The sequence below is a fragment of the Amycolatopsis sp. genome, from assembly GCF_025464955.1.
In the GTDB taxonomy this organism is placed as follows: Bacteria; Actinomycetota; Actinomycetes; order Mycobacteriales; family Pseudonocardiaceae; genus Amycolatopsis.
Genome location: NZ_JAODNM010000097.1, coordinates 55,019 through 73,189, shown reverse-complemented (window position 1 = coordinate 73,189; position 18,171 = coordinate 55,019). Strand labels below are relative to the sequence as shown.

The window sequence follows — 18,171 nt, the reverse complement described above, 5'->3', positions numbered from 1 at the left end:
TCCTACTCGACCTCGGTCAGCTCGCCGGTTTTGACGTCGTAGACGAAGCCGCGGACGTTCTCCGTGTGCGGCAGGAAGTCGCTCCGGCGCACCCGCCGCATCGACGTCCGGACGCTGTCCTCGACGTCGCGGAACGCCTCGACCGACCAGGTCGGCCGCAGCCCGGTGGCCGCTTCCAACTCGTCCTTGAAGTCGTCCTCGGTGACGAGCGAAAGCCCGCAGTTCGTGTGCTGGACGATCATCACCTCGCGCGTCCCGAGCTTCCGCTGGCTGAGCGCGAGCGACCGGATCACGTCGTCGGTGACGACTCCGCCGGCGTTACGCAGCACGTGCGACTCGCCCTGGATCAGCCCGAAGAGCTCGAACACCCGGACCCGGGCATCCATGCAGGTCAGAATCGACACGTGCAGTGACGGCTGCGGGGAGGACCGGTCGCCCGGGACGACGTTGCCGAGTGCCTGGTTCCGTTTGATCAGTACGTCGATGGCGGTCATGGATCACCCTTCGGCGTTGGACGGCTGGTCACCCATTGGAACCGGTGTCCTGCCCTCCGGACAACACCTATCGCCCGATTAAGGGGTAGATCACGGTCCGAACCAGCGTTCTTCCACCGTTCTGGGGGGTCCTGACGTGTGCCCGAGCCGCAGTTCGGTCGGCAGTGTGATGACCTTCGACGTCACCCGTTCGGCGGCACCGAGCAGCAGTTTGCCCGCCACTTTGCCCTTCTCGAGCACCGGCTGGTGCACCGTGGTGAGCCCAGCGCGCTCGGCTTCGGTGATGCCGTCGAAGCCGGTGACCGTCAGGTCTGCCGGGACCCTCAGCCCGCGGCGGCTCGCCTCGGCGAGCGCACCGAGCGCGAGGATGTCGGACGTGCAGATGATCGCGGTGATCTGCGGCTGCGAGTCGAGCAGCTGACGTGCGGCGGACGCGCCGTCGTCCACGGTGTGGTCGAAGCGCTCGACGACCGGCACTGTCGACCAGTCGACGCCGACCGCTTCGAAGGCGGCGGCGAGTGCGCCGAGCCGGGTGCGCTGGACGTGGAAATGGGCCTCACGCTGGCGCGGGATCGCGGCGAAGTCGTCGTTGCGCTCGCGGGCGAGCCGCATGCACAGCACGCCGACCTGCCGATGTCCCAGCTGGACCAGGTGGTTCGCGAGGCCGGTGATGGCGGCCGCGTCGTCCGGGCCGACGCGGTCGACGCCGTCGACGCGCGGTTGGTCGATGATCACCGTCGGCACCGGCCGCTGGAGCACCGCCGCGAGGTGCGGGTCGTCGTCGGGGACCGAATACACCACGAACCCGTCGACGCCGGCGCGATGTACGGCGGCGACGTCCTCCTGACCAGGGCTCGCGGGCACCAGATGGAGGCCGACCCCGGCGTCCTCGCACGCGAGCGCGAGGCCTTCGAGCACGCCGATGGCAGCCGGGTCGCGGAAGGCATAGGAAAGGTTCTCGGTCAGCAGCAGACCCACGGCGCCGGCCTTACGCGTCCTCAGGGAGCGCGCGACCGGGTCCGGCCCGGGGTAGCCGAGCCGGCGGGCTGTCTCCAGTACACGGCGACGCAGTTCCGGCGAAAGCTGGTCCGGCCGGTTGTAGGCGTTGGACACCGTGGTCCTGGACACGCCGAGCTCGGCGGCGAGCGACGCCAATGTCGCTTGCCTCCTGGTGCGGATAGGACGGCCCATCGCTGAACCGTAACGGTTCAGAAGGTGTTCGGGTAAGGGACACCCCACGTGTGCAGTATCTCGATCTCGCTGTGACCGTCGGTAGGTCGAGGTGCGCTCGATTTCCGGGTCATCCCACCTTCGGGGTAAAGTGAATCTGACAACGGTTACCATTACGGACAACAGTGATCAAATAACTACGGAGTGCTCCCTATGAACCCCCGTCGTTTCCCCCGCGCGCTGGTCGCTGGTTCCGCGCTGGCCGTGCTCGCCCTCGGCCTGGCCGCGTGCTCCGGCGGCGCGTCCGCGAACCCAGGGGACGACGGCAAGCTCAAGGTCGTCGCGTCGACGGACGTCTGGGGCAGCGTGCTGAGCGCGGTCGGCGGGGACAAGGTGCAGGTCAGCTCGATCATCCACAGCCCGACCGCCGACCCGCACTCCTACGAGACCACCGCCGCGGACGCGCTCACCGTGCAGAACGCGAAGCTGCTGCTGGGCAACGGCGGCGGGTACGACAACTTCTTCTCGAAGCTGGTCGGCCAAGCCGCGGGGGCGAAGAACCTGGTCGCCTACGACATCTTTAAGGGCACAGCCGCGACTCCGGATGCCAATGAGCACGTCTGGTACAGCCTGCCGGGCGTCGAAAAGGTGGCTGACCAGGTCGCGGCCCAGCTCGGCGACATCGAGCCCGCGTCGAAGGCGGTCTTCACCGCCAACGCGACGGCGTTCAAGGGCAAGGTCGAGGACCTGTTCAAGCGCGTCACCCAATTGGGGGTCGCCCACCCCGGTAGCAAGGTCGTGATGACCGAGCCGGTCGCGCATTACCTGCTCGAAGCCGCGAAGGTCACCGATTCGACGCCGCCGGCGTTCTCCAAGGCCATCGAGTCCGAGACGGACGTGCCGGTCGCCGCGCTCGAGCAGGTCAAGCAGCTGATCACCGGCAAGCAGGTGAAGGCGCTGGTCAACAACGCACAGACGACCACCTCGATCACCGAGCAGCTCGTCGCCGGCGCGCACGCCGCCGGGGTGCCGGTGATCGACGTGACCGAGACGCTGCCCGCGGATGTCACGGACTACATTGGCTGGATGAGCAAGGAAGTAGACGTGCTGGCAGGAGCCCTGAACTCCTGATGCCCGTTTCGATCGCCGGTACCCGCGAGGGCGTCCACATCCGCGGGGCGAGCCTGGCTTTCGGCAGCCGTACCTTGTGGTCCGGACTCGATCTCGACGTCGAGCCTGGCGAGTTCCTGGCCGTCCTAGGTCCGAACGGCTCCGGGAAGACCAGCCTGCTCAAGGTCCTGCTCGGTCTGCAGCCGCTGTCGGCGGGTTCGGTCCGCATCGCCGGGCGCGCGCCGGGCAGCGGAAACCGGAAGATCGGCTATATCCCCCAGCAACGGGCCATGGAAGAGGCGCTCACGCTGCGCGGCACTGACCTGGTTGGGCTGGGCGTCGACGGGCACCGGTGGGGGCTCGGCCTGAGGCGGATCGGCGAGCGCCGCCGCATGGTTGCCGAGGCGGTCGCGTCCGTCGGTGCCGAGTCGTACGCGAAGCAGCCGGTCGGCCTGCTTTCCGGAGGCGAGCAGCAGCGGCTCCGCGTCGCGCAGGCGTTGATCGGCGACCCGGACGTGCTGCTGTGCGACGAACCGCTGCTTTCGCTCGACCTGGCACACCAGCGCGCGGTCAGCGGCTTGATCAACGCGCGCCGCCGCTCGGCGGGCACCGCGGTCCTGTTCGTGACGCACGAGATCAACCCGATCCTGTCCTATGTGGACAGAGTGCTGTACCTGGTCAACGGCTCGTTCCGGATCGGGTCCGCGGACGAGGTGATGAACTCGAAGACGTTGTCCGAGCTGTACGGGACGAAGATCGAGGTCTTCAAGGTCGGCGGCCAGATCCACGTCGCCGGCGCGCAGAGCGCCCTGTGCGAGGACGAGCCGCACCACCTCGACGAGCGGGTCGGCTGACTCGTGGGCACGTACTTCTCCGAAACCTGGTCCTACCTCACTCTGCCGTTCGTGCGTACGGCGTTGCTGGCGGCCGGGGTCCTCGGGCTCGTCGCCGGCGCGCTCGGGCCGCTGATTGTCATGCGCCGCATGGCTTTCGCGGTGCACGGGACGGCCGAGCTCGCGTTCACCGGTGCCGCCGGCGCGCTGCTGCTCGGCATCGGGCTGCAGTACGGCGCGCTCGCGGGCGCGGTGATCGCCGCGCTGCTGCTCGCGCTGCTCGGCTCGCGGGAGTCCGATCGGGACTCGGTGATCGGCGCGATCCTCGCCTTCGGGCTGGGGATGGGCGTGCTGCTGCTGTCGTTCTACGACGGCCGGACGGTCAACAAGTTCGGCATCCTCATCGGCCAGATCGTCGCGGTCGACTCCACCGACCTCAACCTGCTGATGATCGCCGCGCTGCTGGTGCTGGTGGTGCTCGCGCTGATCTACCGGCCGCTGCTGTTCGCCAGCGTCGACCCGGCGGTCGCGACCGCCCGCGGGGTCCCGGTCCGGTTGCTGGCGCTGGTGTTCTCGGTGCTGGTCGGCGTCGCGACGGCGTTGGGCGTGCAGATCGTCGGCTCGCTGCTGGTCGTCGCGCTGATGGTCACCCCGGCTGCGGCCGCCGCGCGCGTCACGGCGAGCCCGTGGAAGGCGACCGTGCTAGCGGTGGTGTTCGCCGAAGTGTCGGCGCTCGGCGGGATCGTCGTCTCGCTCGTGCCGGGCAAGCCGATCAGTGCCTTCGTCACGGCGATCTCGTTCGTGATCTACCTGGTCTGCCGGCTGATCGCCGTCGTCCGCAACCGCCGCACCAAACTCCGACCCAGCCCCACTTCCCCAGCCACCGCGGACCCCACCCCCGTCACCCTCTAACTCCGCACGCCGGTGCCCGGAGCTGGGTGTGGGACTCGCCGGTCTGAACGTGGGACTCGCCCTCGCTGAACGTGGGACTCGCACAGCACATCGGCGAGTCCCCCACTCCGGCCCGGCGAGTCCCACGTTCACGCCGACGAGTCCCACATTCACCACCAGCCGACCACACCCACTGACCTCAAGAACCTCACCAGCCACTGAGGCGTCGCGGACCCACACATACGACACAAGAACCACAAAAGTGCCCTCAGTGGAGCATGACGAGGACTTGGAGTTCACCGACGAGGAAGCCGATGACCCCGCCGACGAGGATCAGCTTCCACTCGTCCTGGCGGAACGCCGGGCGGAGCAGGCCTTCGAACTCGATCGGCGTGAGGTCGTTCATCCGCTGCTCGACCATCTTCGCGACGTCCATCGCTTCGGTCAGGTAGCCCTCGGCCTGCCGCACGGTGTCCGGGAACTGCGCGAGCGCCTTGGTCGCCGCCGCCTGCTTCATCTCCTGGAGCCGCTTGCCGCCGACGGCCATCGCGACGACCGGTTTCGCCACGCTCGCCTGCTGGTCGATCGCCTTGGCGACGGTGCGCTGGACCATCGCGAGCAGCCTGTCCGACCGGGGGCCGCGCAGGATCGCGTCCATCAGGTTCGGCACGGTCAACACCTCGTGCGCGATCATCTCGCCGTATTGCCGCGCGACTTCCGCCCGCCGGCGCTGGAACTTCCCCTGCACGGTGAACCGACGGAACAGCCGGATCGGCTCGCGCGGGACGAAGATGAGCTTGATCGCCAGCCAGTCGGTGAACAGGCCGATGCAGCCGCCGAAGATCGGCAGTACCAGCGGCTGCTTCGTGAGCGCCCAGGTGATCGCCTGGATCAGGCCGAGAGTGAAGCCGAACACGATGCCCGCCCGCGCGATGAACGTCATCTCCGGGCGTGACGTCTCGCGGATGAGCCGGACCAGCAGCGCCTTGTCCTTGGTGAGGTTCTGGACGGTCATGTCCTTGACGTCGAGCACCTCGTCGAGGTTGTCGCGGACCTCGTCCATCAGTTCCCGCACGAGCCGCGGGGTCGACGCCTGGACCTGCTTGATCAGCAGTTCCTGCGCCATCGAGGGCAGTACCTCCCACATCCGCGGGTGGTACTCCTCGAGCACTTCGCGCGCGATGCCGTCGACGGCCCGCAGCAGCGGCTGCTCGATCCGCCGCGTGATCAGGTCCGGGTCGATCTTGCCGAAGATCTCCTGGAGGTCGATCAGGTTCGAGGTCAGCAGGTCCGTGGCGACCGCGGCCATCCGGCCGCCGTGTTTCGGGACGACGCCCTGCCAGCCGAGAAGTGGTGGGATACCGACGAATTCGAGCGGCCGGAACATCATCTCGATCGCGACGCGCTTGGTGACGTACCCGATCAGCGCGGCTATGAACGGGATCGCGGCGTACAGCGGCCAATGGCGCGCGAGGTCGTCCAGGACAGCGTCCACAGGCGGCCTCCCTCACGATCGGTTGTCCGGAACGGTATCGGTGCCGGGTCAGTGCAGCAGCAGGAGGACCTGCAGTTCCCCGACCAGTCCGCCGATGATCGCACCGACGGCGATCAGCTTCCATTCGTCCTGCCGGAAAGCGGGCCGCAGCAGGCCCTCGAATTCCATCGGGCTCAGCAGCCGCATGCGGTCGACGATGGTGTTGCGGACGTCGAGGGCGTTGATCGCGTAGTCCTCGGCGTGCCGGACCGTCTCGGGTATCCGTTCGGCGGCTTTCACCGCGGCGGTCTGCTTCATTTCCTGGAACCGCCTCGTGCCGACGGCGACCGCCACGAACGGCTTGACGACGCTCGCCTGCAGGTCGATGGAACGCTGGACTTCCCGGGTGATCAGTCCGAACAGCTTGTCCGACTTGGGACCGCGCAGGATCGCTTCGAGCAGGTTCGGAATCGTGATGATTTCGCGGGCGATCATGTCGCCGTAGTCGGCCGCGACCTGGTGACGGCGTTTTTGGAACACGCCCTGCCAGGTGTAGAAACCGAGGAAGTTCCGCGGTTCGCGAGGCAGGAAGATCATTTTCAGGGCCAGCCAGTCGGTCAACCAGCCGATTCCGATGCCGAACAGCGGGAGCACGATCGGCGATTTCGTCAGCGCCCAGACCAGCAGCTGCACACAGCCGAGATAGCACCCGAAGACTATTCCGGAGCGCGCGATGAACCGCATTTCCGGCCGCGAGATGTCTCGGATCAACCGATTGAGCAGCGCTTTGTCTCGGACCAGGTTCGTCACGACCATCTCTTTGAGGTCGAGGACGTCCTCGATGTTTTCGGAGATCTCGCGCATGATCTTCGTGATCGCGCGCGGCGCATCGGCCTGGACGCGTTTCAGGAGCAACTGCTGCGCGGTGTTCGGCAGCGCTTCCCAGAGCCTGGGCTGGTATTCCTCCATCACCTCGCGCGTGACGTCCTCGACGATCCGGAGCAGCGGTTGTTCGATTTCCTTGGCCACCCGTGCCGGATCGAGCCTGGCGAAGATCTCCTTCGGGTCCACCAGGTTGCTGGTGAGCATTTCGGTGGCCGTCCTCGCCATCCTGCCCGCGTTCGCCGGTAGCACCCCCTGCCAGCCGAGAAACGGTTTGATACCCACGAATTCGACCGGCCGGAACATCATTTCGATGGCGACGCGCTTGGTGACGTACCCGATCAGCGCGGCGACGAACGGCATGGTGGCGTAGATCTGCCAGTGCGTGCCGATGTCGGCGACGATCCCCTCCACCGGCCCCTCCCGAGCTGACTGTGACTTCCCGGCACCAGACTCCCGGTACCAACGGTATCCGGAGTGCTCAGTGCAGGATGAGGAGGACCTGTAGTTCGCCGACGAGGCCGCCGATGATCGCGCCGACGGCGATCAGCTTCCATTCGTCCTGCTGGAACGCCGGCCGCAGAATGCCTTCGAACTCCAGCGGGGTCAGTTGCCGCATCTTGCTGACGATCGTGTTGCGGACGTCGAGGGCGCCGGTGGCGTAACCCTCGACGTGTTTCACGGTCTCCGGCAGGTAGTCGATGGCCTTCGCCGCCGCGGCCTTCTTTATCTCCTGGTACTGCTTGCCGCCGACGGTCAGCGCGACGAGCGGTTTCGCGATGCTGGCCTGCTGGTCGATGGTCCGCTGGATCTCGCGCTGGATCATCGCGAACAACCTGTCCGACTTGGGCCCGGTCAGCACGGCTTCCATCACGTTCCGGACGGTCAGTACCTCTTCGGCGATCAGGGCGCCGTAGTCCATCGCGACCTGCTCGCGGCGTTTCTGGAACATGCCCTGCCAGCGGAAGAGCCCGAAACCGCGCGGCTCGCGCGGGTAGAAGATCATCTTCAGGGCGAGCCAGTCGGTGACGAACCCGGTGACGAAGCCGAAGATCGGCATGATCAGCGGCTGCTTCGTCAGCGCCCAGGCGACGAACTGCACGAGCCCGATGATGAATCCGAAGTAGATCCCCGAGCGCGCGATGAACCGCAGTTCCGGCTGCGCGATCTCCTTGATCAGCCGGACGGTCAGCGCCTTGTCCCGAACCATGCACTCGATCAGCATCGAGTTGACGTCGAGCACCTCGTCGATATTGGTCGACACCTCGCGCATCAACCGCCCGACGACCTTCGGCGCCTGCGCGCGGACCTGGTTGATCAGCATCCGCTGCGCCTGGGACGGCAGGACCTCCCATAACCGCGGCTGGAACTGCTCCATCACCTCGCGGGTCACTTCCTCGACGGCTTTGAGCAGCGGCTCTTCGAGTTCGACGACCATCTGTTCGGGGTCGAGCCGGGAGAAGATCTCCTGCGGGTCGACGAGGTGGTGGGTGAGCAGTTCGACGGCGGTGGTCGCCATGCGCCGGGCGTTCGCCGGGATGATGCCCTGCCAGCCGAAGATCGGCCGGATCCCGCGGAACTCCAGCGGTTTGAACATCATCTCGATGGCGACCCGCTTGGTCACGTACCCGATCAGCGCGGCGATGAACGGCATCGTGGCGTAGACGTGCCAGTGGGCCGAAATGTCGGTGAGGATGGCCTGGATGTTCAAGGCGGACCTCCAGGCGTCGTTGCTAACACGTCGTCAACAGGCCAGCATGCCACGTTCGGGGCGGGCGAGCAGCCGTTTGGCGGTATGGATTGCGGCACCTGAACTCACTAGAGTTGGCGAATGGTTGCCCCCGACAAGGTTGATTCCGTCGCCCCCACCGACTCCCACTTCGCCATCGCCGTCCGCGGCTACAACCAGCGCCAGGTCGATGAGCGGCTGACCAGGCTGGCTGATGACCTTAAGGCCGCCGCGCGCGGCCGTGACGAGGCTGTCGCGACGTCGGCCGAGCTCACGAAGGCGTTGAGCTACGCGCAGCAGGAACTGTCCGACGCCAAGGCCGGCCTGGTCAGGATGACCGCGAGCCCGTCCGGCGCCGGCGCGATGGCCGAGCGTGTCCGCATGATGATGCAGCTGGCCGAGGAGGAGATCGCCGAGCTCAAGACCAAGGCCGGAGAGGACGCGCAGGCCACCCGCGACGACGCGGACAAGTTCGCCCACAGCACGCGCCGCGCTGCCGAAAAGGAGGCGAAGGACCGCCAAGCGGAGCACGAAGCGGAGATCGCGGCGGCCCGCGCCGAGTCCGGACGCCTTGATGCCGACGCCGCCGCTGCCCGCGCGAAGCTGGATGCCGAGGCCAAGGAGCGTCGCGAGGCCGCGGACAAGAAGGCCGAGGACACCATCGCGGCGAAGAAGGCCGAGGCCGAGAAGGCCGCGTCCGGCGCCGAGTTCGAGGCGAAGGACCGTCTGGGCAAGATCGTCTCCGACGCCGAGAAGCGCCGGTCCGACGCCGAAGCGCAGGCGAAGCAGGCGCTGGAGTTCCGTCGTAAGGTCACCGAGCGGATGACGGCCACGAACGTCGCCCTGCAGGAAGCGCTGAAGCACCTCACCCCCGACGCCGCGCCCGCCGTACCCGCCACCCCGGACTCCGCCCAGTCCAAGTAAGCCACTTTTGAGACGTCCGCAACCATCGCAACTCGACGGCGAGTTGCGATGGTTGCGGACGTCAACTACCGCAACTCGACGGCGAGTTGCGGTAAGGGGTTAGGAGGCGGCGGCGATGTCGACGGCATGGACGGCGTCGAGGAGTTCCGCGACGCTCGGGTCGTCGACCGCTTGCTTGATGCACTGCCAGAGTTCGAGGTTCGCCGTCGCCCAGCGCGAGTAGGTGGCGGCGGCCTCGGGGTTGTAGAAGTAGTAGCCGTCGTCGTGGACGTCGACCTGCTCGCCGACGATCTTGTCCGCCAGCTCGCGCAGGCTTAGCCCGTTCTCCGTGAGGTACTTGTGGGCGAGCACGACCGGCGTCACCGGCAGCGCCTTGAACAACGTGTCCGCGTCGCTGAGCGCCTGGGCCTCGAGCGAGATGTGCCGTCCGCGGCTGGCCATCTCGGCCTCTTCGATGATGTCGTCGATCCATCGGGCGACAGTCTCGTCGACCCCCGCGTCGGCCAGCATGCCGAGCCGCAGGTCCTTCCCGGCGGCGGCGGGGGAATTGCGCAGGACGAGGTAGTTGACGTCGTGAACCAGCGCCGCCACCTCCACGACCGCGGCGTCGGCACCGTTGTGGCCGGCGAATCCGACGGCTTTCGTGCGCACGAAACTCACGTGGTGCCAGCCGTGGAACGGCAGAGTGCGGGCATTGCGCCAGCACAGCTGCCGGACCCGCTGCTCGACGTCTTCGATGACCGATTGTCCGACCGAATTCTGCTGGACGCGCATACACCTCTCCGATCCCGGCGGTGAGACGGGTGGAGTAATGGTATGCGGCTCAGACGCCGCTGTGTAGCTAAATGCGGTCGGCCAGTTCCCCCAATCGGACCTCGACCGGAACGTGACGATGCCCGATTCCGGTGGCCGGATCGAAGGAAACACTGGATTCGGTCACCGCCCGTGACTTGACCAGGAAAGTCATGGTCCCGGTTCCGGCCGACGGAATGCGGTGGAACTCGTCGGCGAGCAGCCTGCCGGACGACCCCGTCGCGCACTGCGTCTGCGAACGCAGCCGTACCGAACTGATCAGGCCGGTATCCGGATCGAGGTGCGCGTGGTAACGCTCGTGCAGGTAATGCCCGCGCAGGAGCGTGGTGCAGAAATGGTAGCGGTGGTTGTGCACGGAATCGGCGTATCCCTGCCGCCAGTCCCGCTGCGGTTTGTATTCGTGCAGCCAGAAAGAGAACTCGTCGTCCGGTGAATCGAGCAGGCACCAGGCAAAATGCGTGGTCGTCTCGCGTGACGCCTTGATCAGTGCCGCCGCCTCGGCTGGTGCCAAAGTGTGCAGGTGGTTCTTGAGTTCGGCGCGCAACTCCGGCAGCGCGGCCCAGCGGCCGAACCAGTCGTTGACGGTTTCCCAGTCCGCGGCGAGCGGAAAGTCGGCCGTGCGCAACCGCTCGGCCAGCGCGTTCAGCGCGGATGTCTTCAGTGCGGATACCCTGGTGGGCATTCCGATCAGCCCCCCAACTCGGCGACCGCGGAGAACTCTCTGCGGAAGGCGTGGAATTTACCTTCGAGTTCGCCGAATTGCTCCTCCGACAATCGGGAACCGGTGATCTTCTCGAACAGCGCGAGGAAATCCTGTCTGGTCGAGTCGGGCATGATCTGGAAGTGCCGTCCGGAACGCGAATTGCAGACGCGCAGGAACTCAGCGCGCTCCATGTTGTACATGAACGAGCCTTCGGTGAAACGTAGGGTTCGCGGATAGAGGGTCGTTGCGCCGCCGATATCACTGTACAACGTGAGCCACACGCTGTCGTCGAACATTTCCAGTCGGTCCAGCGGCGGGTCGGACACCACGGTGATGTCCACCTGCGCGCAATGGCTTCTGGCCAGGTACAGCCCGACCAGGCCGATCCAGATTTCGTTGTGCAGGCGGTTTTGGATGGTCTCGTAGTCGACGCCTGACTCCTCCCGGCGGAGCAGATAACGCGCGCGCCCGCTGATCGCGCTGGCGTCGCGCGGATCGGCGATCACCGCGCGGAGTTCGCGCTCGGTATGGGAAAGCAGCAGTCTCGCGGCCGCGTGACGAGCGGAAAAACCCCTGAAGAAACATTGCCTGGTCGCGTTGAGGTCGGCCATCATCAACCGGTTGAACGCGGGGTCCGGATCGGTGGTGGCCTCGAAGACATGCGTCGGAAAGAATTCCCGGTTCAACGACCGGTATTCGGCGCTGAGCTCCTGCAGTGCGCGCCGGCTTTCCTCGATCACCGGTGCGACGAGTGCTTTTTGGGAAGCAGTGGCGGTGATCAGGGTTTGACCGAAGCCCACGACCGCAGAGATCAAGGTTCCGGTGCCCAGCGCGCTGACGAGCGTTTTCCCGGTGCCCGGGCTCATCGCGCTGGAGATCAGCAGGCTGACACCCGCGACCACGATCAGGATCAGCAGTAACAGGCTGGTCCTGGTCCAGAAGATCTCTTGCAGTGGGTTACTGCGGAGCCGCTTGGCATCCGCGGACAAAGCCTCACCTCCTGGTGTCACCCGATCAGCCGAGTGCGCTACGTATCGGTTTGAGTGCGGAGAGCTACTCTACGCGCCTTGGGTGAACGGGGAAATAAGAAATTTGGGGGACCCTGGATGGCCCTGAAGGTGACAGAAGGCGACGACGATCTTTAATCGGATGTTGACCATCTTGGCACCGGCTTAGGCTGCGGGGTATGCGTTCCGAAGACGAAATCTTTGGTGACCAGGTCGCCGCCGGGCTGGCCGGGCCGCACCACGTTCAGGCCGTGACCCTCGGCGGTTCCCGCGCCACCCGCACCCATCGGCCGGACAGCGACTGGGATTTCGCCGTCTACTACCGGGGTGCTTTCAACCCGGAGAACCTGCGCGAACTTGGTTGGCCTGGCGGGCATTCCGACCTACTCGTGGTCGCGGAACCGGCCGTCAACCGCATCCTGCGCGGCGCCCTGCCGCAGCCGGATTATCCCGACGCGCTAAGGGAATCCGGTCCGGCACGGTGGTGGGGCGACGCATGCGTCACGCTCGACTACGCTCGCGGCGCGCACGCCGAGCGAGGCCATGTGACCGACGTCGTCGGAGTGATCGCCACGGCCGCATGCCAGACCGCGCACGCCGTGGCGGCGGTGCGCGGCGAATGGGTGACCAACGAAAAGACTTTTGCTGGACCGGACGGGGCTGCGGGTAATCGATGACACCCTCGCGAGGATTACCCCGGGCACTTTGGTGCGAGCCCTAGACGACGTGCTGGAAATCCTGCGGAATTCCCTTTCGGAAACGGGGTTCGCGCCCTGAATTATCGTCGATTAAGCGCGAAAAAACTCAGAACTGGTAGTACAGGAAAGGGCTGAAGGTGCCGGTGGCGACGAGGATCGCCGAGTAGGTGAGACCCACCGTCATGACCCCGATACGCAGGGCTGTTGCCGGCTTGCTCCGCGAGGATTCCAGCAGTGGGCCAGTCACTGGGTGTGATGGGAGGACGAAGATCGCCAGCGCCGCCAAAAGTACGACGAGCCGCTGGTTGGTGAGCGCCGTGTCCACGACGTCGCCGAGGCCGCTGAAGTCCGGCAGCAGCATGTGGCCGAGCATCCCGAGCGCGTGCCCGAGGTCGGGCGACCGGAAGAACACCCAGCCGAACACCACCAGCACCAGGGTCAGCGCCCGGCGCGCGATGCGGGCGGCGGTGCCGGACGGCGTGGTGTCGAACCCGAACGCGCGCTCGATGATCAGCATCGCGCCGTGGAACAGCCCCCAGATCAGGAACGTCCACTGCGCGCCGTGCCAGAAGCCGGTCAGGACGAACACGATGCAGAGGTTGCGGTAGGTGTGCCCGGTACCCGCGCGGTTGCCGCCGAGCGGGATGTAGACGTAGTCGCGGAACCACCGCGACAGCGACATGTGCCAGCGGCGCCAGAACTCGGTGATGGTCACCGAGGCGTACGGCCGCGCGAAGTTCTCCGGCAGCCGGAAGCCGAACATGCGGCCGAGTCCGATCGCCATGTCGGAGTAACCGGAGAAGTCGAAGAACAGTTGGAGGGTGTACCCGACCGCGCCGAGCCAGGCGGTGCCGAAGGTCATCTCGGACGGAGGCGTCGCGAAACAGGCTTCGACCATGGGGCTCAGCGTGTCCGCGATGATCGTCTTCTTGCACAGCCCGAGCGCGAACCGCGGGAAACCGGCGGCGATGTCGTCGAGGCGGTGCAGACGCTGCTGGGGGAGCTGGTCGGCGATCTCGCGGTAGCGCACGATCGGGCCGGCCACCAGCTGGGGGAACATCGCGATGTACGCGGCGAACGAGACCGGGTTGCGCAGGGCATGGCGTTCGCCGCGGTAGATGTCGACGGTGTACGAAATATGGTGGAACGTGAAGAACGAGATGCCGATCGGGAGCACCAGGTTCGCCACCGGGAAACCGCCGCCGAACAGATGCGCGATGGCGGCGATCTGTTGCGTGGCGAACCCGGCGTACTTCCAGATCACCAGCATCACGACGTCGAAGGAGACGACGCCGATGAGGATCCGGCGACGTCTCGTCTGCCGCATGTCCCACTCGTTGGGCTCCAGCAACGGCCCGGCGAGGAAGTTGACCAGCATGCAGCCCAGCAGGAGCAGCACGTACGGGCCGGCGCCGGTGGCGTAGAAGACCAGGCTCGCGGCCGCGATGACCCCGTTGCGCCAGCTGCGCGGGCATACCAGCACGGCGAGCAGAACCGCCGGCAGGAAGTACCACACGAACAACGGCGAAATGAACGACATCGGTGTGTAGCCCCCTTGATCGGCGGTCATGACCCTAACCGAGGGGTTGCCGAGCCGGGTCGAAGGTTGGAGTCTTGGAGGCAACGCCACAGGTGAGAGAAGGGAAGGCCGATGAACGGTCCATCGACGCCTGAACTGGATTGGTGGCGGGACGACCGGCAGCGCTGGTCCGCGCTCGCCTTCGCCGCGTCCCCCGAGGACTCCTCCATCGACGCCAACGCCGAGGCCAGGGCAGGCACGCTCGGGCAGTTGTTCGCCGCCTGCGGCGACACGGACGCCGACTTCCTGGTGTTCCTGCTCGCTCAGGAGACGCTGATGCACCAGCGCGGAGCGTCACTGACGGAAAGCATGTGCCTCGCCGCGCTGCTTGTTGCCGAGCGGGCGCGACTCGACGACGTCTTCGCGCTGTGGAACGCGAAGAACGCCAATTTCGACACGATGTTCGGGCTGGACTCGGAACTGCTGTTCGGCGCCGGGGTCGACGAGACGGTGACTTTCGTCGAGGCTTCGGACGACCCGGCCCGCGACGGCATCATGCGCTACGTCTCGGGCACTTCGCTGCCGACCAACGCCGAGGTCCGCCGACGGCTCACCGGCCTGCGGGAGTATCACGCTGCGTAGCGGCGGTCACGCTGGGTGCGCGGACCCCTCGGGGCCACCCCTGTGGCCTTGAACGCCACGAGGGTGGCCCCGAGGGGTCTTTGAAGCGGTCACATACGGCCGGCCAGGCGGCGACGTCGTGCCACCTCGGCCAGCAGGACGCCCGCGGCGACGGAGGCGTTGAGCGACTCGACGCCGTGCGCCATCGGAATCGACACCGTCGCATCGCAGGTCTCGCCGACGAGGCGGGTCAGGCCCTTGCCCTCGCCGCCGAGCACGATGACGACCGGGTCCGTGGCGACGTCGAGCTGGTCGATGTCGACCGAGCCCTCGGCGTCGAGGCCGACGATCATCAGGCCCTTCTCGGCCCACGCCTTGAGCTGACGCGTCAGGTTCGTGGCCAGCGCGACCGGCAGCTTCGCGGCCGTTCCGGCGCTTGTCCGCCACGCCACGGCCGTCATGCCGGCACTACGCCGCTCCTGCAGGAGGACGCCGTGTGCGCCGAACGCGGCCGCGGAGCGGATGACCGCGCCGAGGTTGCGGGGGTCGGTGACGCCGTCGAGCGCGACGAACAGGGCGGGCTCGCCGGAGTCACGGGCGGCCTGCATCAGCTCGTCGGGGTGGGCGTAGTCGAACGGCGGCACCTGCAGGCCGAGGCCCTGGTGCACCGCGCGGTTCGTCTTGCGATCGAGCTCCTCGCGCGGGATCTCCAGGATCGAGATGCCCCGGTCCGCGGCCATGCGGACCGCGTCGGTCACGCGGTCGTCGGCCTCGATGTTGATCGCGACGTACAGCGCGGTCGCCGGAATCGCGGCGCGTAGCGCCTCGACGACCGGGTTGCGGCCGGCGATCAGCTCGGGCCGCTCGGCCTTCTTGGTCCGTGACTGGTCGCGCTTGTCGGCGCCCGGCTTCCGGTAGTTCTTGTGGTTCGGCCGGTCCTCCGCCTTGGGCGTCGGACCCCTGCCTTCGAGCGCCGCGCGCCGCTGGCCGCCGGAGCCGACAACCGGGCCCTTCTTCGTGCCGACCTTGCGGATCGCGCCTTGACGCCGGGAATTGCCTGCCATGTCTATCAGTCTCTAACTGTGTTGGTGTGAAGCCGTGCGCGGCTGCTGCCACGCCTGTCTGCCCGCGCCCCGCTAGGCGTCCCGCACCGTCCACATCGGACCTTGGGGGGTGTCCTCCACCGCGATGCCCGCCTCGGCGAGGCGGTCACGCACGGCGTCCGAGCGGGCGAAATCCCGCTCGGCTCGTGCCAGTTGGCGCTCCTTGAGCAGGCCTTCGACCAGGTCGGTCAGCGCCTGCCGGGTGGGTGTCTGCCCAGTGGACGTCTCCGCCCAGCGCTCCGAAAGCGGGTCCAGCCCGAGCACGGCCGTCATCGCGCGCACCGACGCGGCGATTTCGAGTGCCCCTTTAGTGTCGGCCGCGTCGAGCGCGGCGTTACCTTCGCGGACCGTGTTGTGCAGCACTGCGAAGGCCTGAGGGGTGGCGAGGTCTTCGTCCAGCGCGGCCGCGAACTCTCTCCGGATGGTGCCGACGTGGACGTCGCCGACGATGGCGGCCACGCGGCGGAGGAACTGCTCGATCCGCTGGTAGGCCTGCGCGGCCTCGGTGACCGCGCCGTCGGAGTACTCGATCGTCGACCGGTAGTGCGGTTGGATGAGGTAGTACCGCAGCTCCGGCGCGCGGTACTTCCGCAGCATCTCCGGGATCGACACAGTATTGCCGAGCGACTTCGACATTTTCTCGCCGGACAGCGTCACCCAGGCGTTGTGCAGCCAGAACCGGGCGAACGGGTCGCCGACGGCGTTGGACTGCGCGCGCTCGTTCTCATGGTGCGGGAAAACCAGGTCGACGCCGCCGCCGTGGATGTCGAACTCGCTGCCGAGGTACGCCGTCGCCATCGCGGAGCACTCGAGGTGCCAGCCGGGCCTGCCGTCGCCCCACGGCGTCGGCCAGGACGGCTCGCCGGGCTTCGTGCTCTTCCACAGCGTGAAGTCGCGCGGGTCGCGCTTGCCCCTGGTCGGGGTCTCGCCCTGCTGGACCTCGTCGAGCCGGTGGCCGGACAGTTCGCCGTACGCGCGGAACGACTCGACGGAGAAGTAGACGTCACCGTCGGCGGCGTACGCGTGGCCGCTGTCGATCAGCCGCTGCATCAAGTCGACCATCTGGGTGACATGCCCGGTCGCGCGCGGCGCGATCGACGGCGCCAGGCAGCCGAGCGCCTCGTAGGCGTCCTCGAAGGCGCGCTCGTGTGTCGCGGCCCACTCCCACCACGGCCGATCGGCGTCGGCGGCTTTGGCGAGGATCTTGTCGTCGATGTCCGTGACGTTGCGGACGAGCCGCACGTCGAGTCCATTGTGGACAAGCCAGCGCCGGAGAACGTCGTAGTTCAGCGCACCCCGGACGTGCCCGATATGGGGGATGCCCTGCACGGTGGCCCCACACACGTAGATGGACGCCGTTCCACTCTGCGCGGGATGGAACTCCCGCGAGCTGCGCGTCGCCGTGTCGAAGAGGTGTAAGACCACCCGGAAAGGGTACGGGTACCGCGTGAGCGATGGCTCACCGGAGCCCGCATGCTAGCCGACGCCGTGTGCTCGCAGCGCCGCCAGGAGGGCATCGGGGCGGCCGGTGGTCGGCAGTGGGTCGACCAGGGCGAACGCGCAGCCCAGGGCCCTGGCGCCGCCGTCGGCCTCCTCGCTGTCACCCACCATCAGCGTATCTTCGGCGGGCACGCCGAGCCGGTCGACGGCGATCTGGAAGATCGCCGGGTCGGGTTTGATCACGCCCTCCTCGAACGAGAGGACGAACGCGTCGACGTAGGCGTCCCAGCCGCGCGACGCGAACGCCGGCCGGATGTCGAACGCGATGTTGCTCAGCACCCCGACGCGCAGCCCCCGGCCGGACGGCCCCTTGAGCGCGGCCTCGGTGTCCGGGTACGGCGTCCACTGCGTCGGCGTGATCAGCCGGTCGTAGAGCGCGCGCGCCTGCTCGGCACGGGGCACCCCCGACTGTTTGAGGACCTCGAGGTAGACCTTCTTGTGCAGGCCGGGGTCGAGGTCGCGGTTCTCCCAGGCGTGCCGGTGTTCGTCGTCGAGGTCGACCACTTGGCCGACGGGGGCGGTCATCCGTCGCATCAGTTCGGTCTGGGCCTCGAAGTCGAGCCTGTCCCCGCCGTGGTCGGTGAGGTCGGCCAGCCAGGATTCATCCTGCTCGAGGCGGAACAAGGTACCGGAGAAGTCGAACAGCACAGCCCGTATCGTCACTTGCCCAATTCTAGCGTGGAGTTACCGGTCACTGGGG

18 protein-coding genes are annotated in these 18,171 nt (G+C 67.1%); 6 read left to right on the top strand and 12 right to left on the bottom strand.

The window, feature by feature from the left end; genetic code table 11:
* Positions 1 to 2: 2 nt before the first annotated feature.
* Together JWQ81_RS23470 and JWQ81_RS23465 are read right to left on the bottom strand one after the other, a co-directional pair.
* Positions 3 to 494, bottom strand: coding sequence for a carbonic anhydrase (locus tag JWQ81_RS23470; RefSeq protein ID WP_297544652.1), 492 nt, complete (start codon positions 492 to 494; stop codon positions 3 to 5).
* Between the two features lie 90 nt (positions 495 to 584).
* On the bottom strand, positions 585 to 1,685 hold the full coding sequence (locus JWQ81_RS23465) for a LacI family DNA-binding transcriptional regulator (RefSeq protein ID WP_297544651.1): 1,101 nt from the start codon (positions 1,683 to 1,685) through the stop codon (positions 585 to 587).
* Positions 1,686 to 1,877: 192 nt separating this feature from the next.
* Between JWQ81_RS23465 and JWQ81_RS23460 the strand changes: the two genes are divergently transcribed.
* The 3 genes from JWQ81_RS23460 to JWQ81_RS23450 are packed head-to-tail and all read left to right on the top strand — an operon-like array spanning position 1,878 to position 4,519.
* Entirely contained in the window at positions 1,878 to 2,795 is a 918-nt protein-coding gene (locus JWQ81_RS23460; RefSeq protein WP_297544650.1) for a zinc ABC transporter substrate-binding protein, read from the top strand.
* Positions 2,795 to 3,628 (top strand): metal ABC transporter ATP-binding protein, encoded by an 834-nt coding sequence (locus JWQ81_RS23455; RefSeq protein ID WP_297544649.1) that lies wholly within the window; start codon positions 2,795 to 2,797, stop codon positions 3,626 to 3,628. The genes JWQ81_RS23460 and JWQ81_RS23455 overlap by 1 nt, the downstream gene beginning before the upstream one ends.
* Positions 3,629 to 3,631: 3 nt before the next feature.
* Positions 3,632 to 4,519 (top strand): metal ABC transporter permease, encoded by an 888-nt coding sequence (locus JWQ81_RS23450; protein ID WP_297544648.1) that lies wholly within the window; start codon positions 3,632 to 3,634, stop codon positions 4,517 to 4,519.
* Between the two features lie 247 nt (positions 4,520 to 4,766).
* Here JWQ81_RS23450 and JWQ81_RS23445 read toward each other — a convergent pair whose 3' ends face one another.
* The 3 genes from JWQ81_RS23445 to JWQ81_RS23435 form a co-directional block, all read right to left on the bottom strand.
* Positions 4,767 to 5,993 carry a DUF445 family protein gene (locus JWQ81_RS23445; protein WP_297544647.1) on the bottom strand — a complete coding sequence of 409 codons (1,227 nt, stop codon included), beginning with the start codon at positions 5,991 to 5,993 and terminating at the stop codon, positions 4,767 to 4,769.
* Positions 5,994 to 6,041: 48 nt separating this feature from the next.
* Positions 6,042 to 7,217: a DUF445 family protein gene (locus tag JWQ81_RS23440; protein ID WP_297544668.1), complete on the bottom strand. Its 1,176-nt coding sequence runs from the start codon at positions 7,215 to 7,217 to the stop codon at positions 6,042 to 6,044.
* Positions 7,218 to 7,335: 118 nt separating this feature from the next.
* The gene (locus tag JWQ81_RS23435) at positions 7,336 to 8,565 is read right to left on the bottom strand and encodes a DUF445 family protein (RefSeq protein WP_297544646.1); all 1,230 of its coding nucleotides are present in this window, start codon (positions 8,563 to 8,565) and stop codon (positions 7,336 to 7,338) included.
* A gap of 120 nt (positions 8,566 to 8,685) precedes the next feature.
* On the opposite strand from JWQ81_RS23435, the gene JWQ81_RS23430 reads away from it, so the two are divergent.
* Positions 8,686 to 9,507 carry a hypothetical protein gene (locus JWQ81_RS23430; protein ID WP_297544645.1) on the top strand — a complete coding sequence of 274 codons (822 nt, stop codon included), beginning with the start codon at positions 8,686 to 8,688 and terminating at the stop codon, positions 9,505 to 9,507.
* 99 nt (positions 9,508 to 9,606) lie between these two features.
* Here JWQ81_RS23430 and JWQ81_RS23425 read toward each other — a convergent pair whose 3' ends face one another.
* From JWQ81_RS23425 to JWQ81_RS23415, 3 genes are all read right to left on the bottom strand, one after another.
* A complete protein-coding gene (locus tag JWQ81_RS23425; RefSeq protein WP_297544644.1) occupies positions 9,607 to 10,281 on the bottom strand; it encodes an HD family phosphohydrolase in 675 nt (224 codons plus the stop codon).
* Positions 10,282 to 10,348: 67 nt separating this feature from the next.
* A complete protein-coding gene (locus tag JWQ81_RS23420; protein ID WP_297544643.1) occupies positions 10,349 to 11,002 on the bottom strand; it encodes a hypothetical protein in 654 nt (217 codons plus the stop codon).
* Between the two features lie 5 nt (positions 11,003 to 11,007).
* Positions 11,008 to 11,946 carry a hypothetical protein gene (locus JWQ81_RS23415; RefSeq protein WP_297544667.1) on the bottom strand — a complete coding sequence of 313 codons (939 nt, stop codon included), beginning with the start codon at positions 11,944 to 11,946 and terminating at the stop codon, positions 11,008 to 11,010.
* A gap of 263 nt (positions 11,947 to 12,209) precedes the next feature.
* Here JWQ81_RS23415 and JWQ81_RS23410 point away from each other — a divergent pair, with 263 nt between their 5' ends.
* Positions 12,210 to 12,707 carry a nucleotidyltransferase domain-containing protein gene (locus JWQ81_RS23410; RefSeq protein ID WP_366942329.1) on the top strand — a complete coding sequence of 166 codons (498 nt, stop codon included), beginning with the start codon at positions 12,210 to 12,212 and terminating at the stop codon, positions 12,705 to 12,707.
* Positions 12,708 to 12,834: 127 nt separating this feature from the next.
* Here JWQ81_RS23410 and JWQ81_RS23405 read toward each other — a convergent pair whose 3' ends face one another.
* Complete coding sequence (locus JWQ81_RS23405; protein ID WP_297544666.1) at positions 12,835 to 14,268, bottom strand: MBOAT family protein; 1,434 nt, start codon at positions 14,266 to 14,268, stop codon at positions 12,835 to 12,837.
* A 111-nt stretch (positions 14,269 to 14,379) separates the two neighbouring features.
* Between JWQ81_RS23405 and JWQ81_RS23400 the strand changes: the two genes are divergently transcribed.
* Entirely contained in the window at positions 14,380 to 14,889 is a 510-nt protein-coding gene (locus JWQ81_RS23400) for a hypothetical protein (protein ID WP_297544642.1), read from the top strand.
* Positions 14,890 to 14,978: 89 nt separating this feature from the next.
* Here the strand turns inward: JWQ81_RS23400 and rlmB are convergent, their stop codons facing one another.
* From rlmB to JWQ81_RS23385, 3 genes are all read right to left on the bottom strand, one after another.
* A complete protein-coding gene (gene rlmB, locus JWQ81_RS23395) occupies positions 14,979 to 15,932 on the bottom strand; it encodes a 23S rRNA (guanosine(2251)-2'-O)-methyltransferase RlmB (RefSeq protein WP_297544641.1) in 954 nt (317 codons plus the stop codon).
* A 72-nt stretch (positions 15,933 to 16,004) separates the two neighbouring features.
* Positions 16,005 to 17,396: a cysteine--tRNA ligase gene (cysS, locus tag JWQ81_RS23390; protein ID WP_297544640.1), complete on the bottom strand. Its 1,392-nt coding sequence runs from the start codon at positions 17,394 to 17,396 to the stop codon at positions 16,005 to 16,007.
* A 51-nt stretch (positions 17,397 to 17,447) separates the two neighbouring features.
* Positions 17,448 to 18,134 (bottom strand): HAD family hydrolase, encoded by a 687-nt coding sequence (locus JWQ81_RS23385; RefSeq protein ID WP_297544639.1) that lies wholly within the window; start codon positions 18,132 to 18,134, stop codon positions 17,448 to 17,450.
* Between the last annotated feature and the right edge of the window lie 37 nt (positions 18,135 to 18,171).

Coding starts and splice junctions, on each gene's coding strand:
- JWQ81_RS23470 (WP_297544652.1), bottom strand. CDS start 494: ATGACCGCCATCGACGTACTGATCAAACGGAACCAGGCACTCGGCAAC.
- JWQ81_RS23465 (WP_297544651.1), bottom strand. CDS start 1,685: ATGGGCCGTCCTATCCGCACCAGGAGGCAAGCGACATTGGCGTCGCTC.
- JWQ81_RS23460 (WP_297544650.1), top strand. CDS start 1,878: ATGAACCCCCGTCGTTTCCCCCGCGCGCTGGTCGCTGGTTCCGCGCTG.
- JWQ81_RS23455 (WP_297544649.1), top strand. CDS start 2,795: ATGCCCGTTTCGATCGCCGGTACCCGCGAGGGCGTCCACATCCGCGGG.
- JWQ81_RS23440 (WP_297544668.1), bottom strand. CDS start 7,217: ATGCCGTTCGTCGCCGCGCTGATCGGGTACGTCACCAAGCGCGTCGCC.
- JWQ81_RS23430 (WP_297544645.1), top strand. CDS start 8,686: ATGGTTGCCCCCGACAAGGTTGATTCCGTCGCCCCCACCGACTCCCAC.
- JWQ81_RS23425 (WP_297544644.1), bottom strand. CDS start 10,281: ATGCGCGTCCAGCAGAATTCGGTCGGACAATCGGTCATCGAAGACGTC.
- JWQ81_RS23420 (WP_297544643.1), bottom strand. CDS start 11,002: ATGCCCACCAGGGTATCCGCACTGAAGACATCCGCGCTGAACGCGCTG.
- JWQ81_RS23410 (WP_366942329.1), top strand. CDS start 12,210: ATGCGTTCCGAAGACGAAATCTTTGGTGACCAGGTCGCCGCCGGGCTG.
- JWQ81_RS23405 (WP_297544666.1), bottom strand. CDS start 14,268: ATGTCGTTCATTTCGCCGTTGTTCGTGTGGTACTTCCTGCCGGCGGTT.
- JWQ81_RS23400 (WP_297544642.1), top strand. CDS start 14,380: ATGAACGGTCCATCGACGCCTGAACTGGATTGGTGGCGGGACGACCGG.
- rlmB (WP_297544641.1), bottom strand. CDS start 15,932: ATGGCAGGCAATTCCCGGCGTCAAGGCGCGATCCGCAAGGTCGGCACG.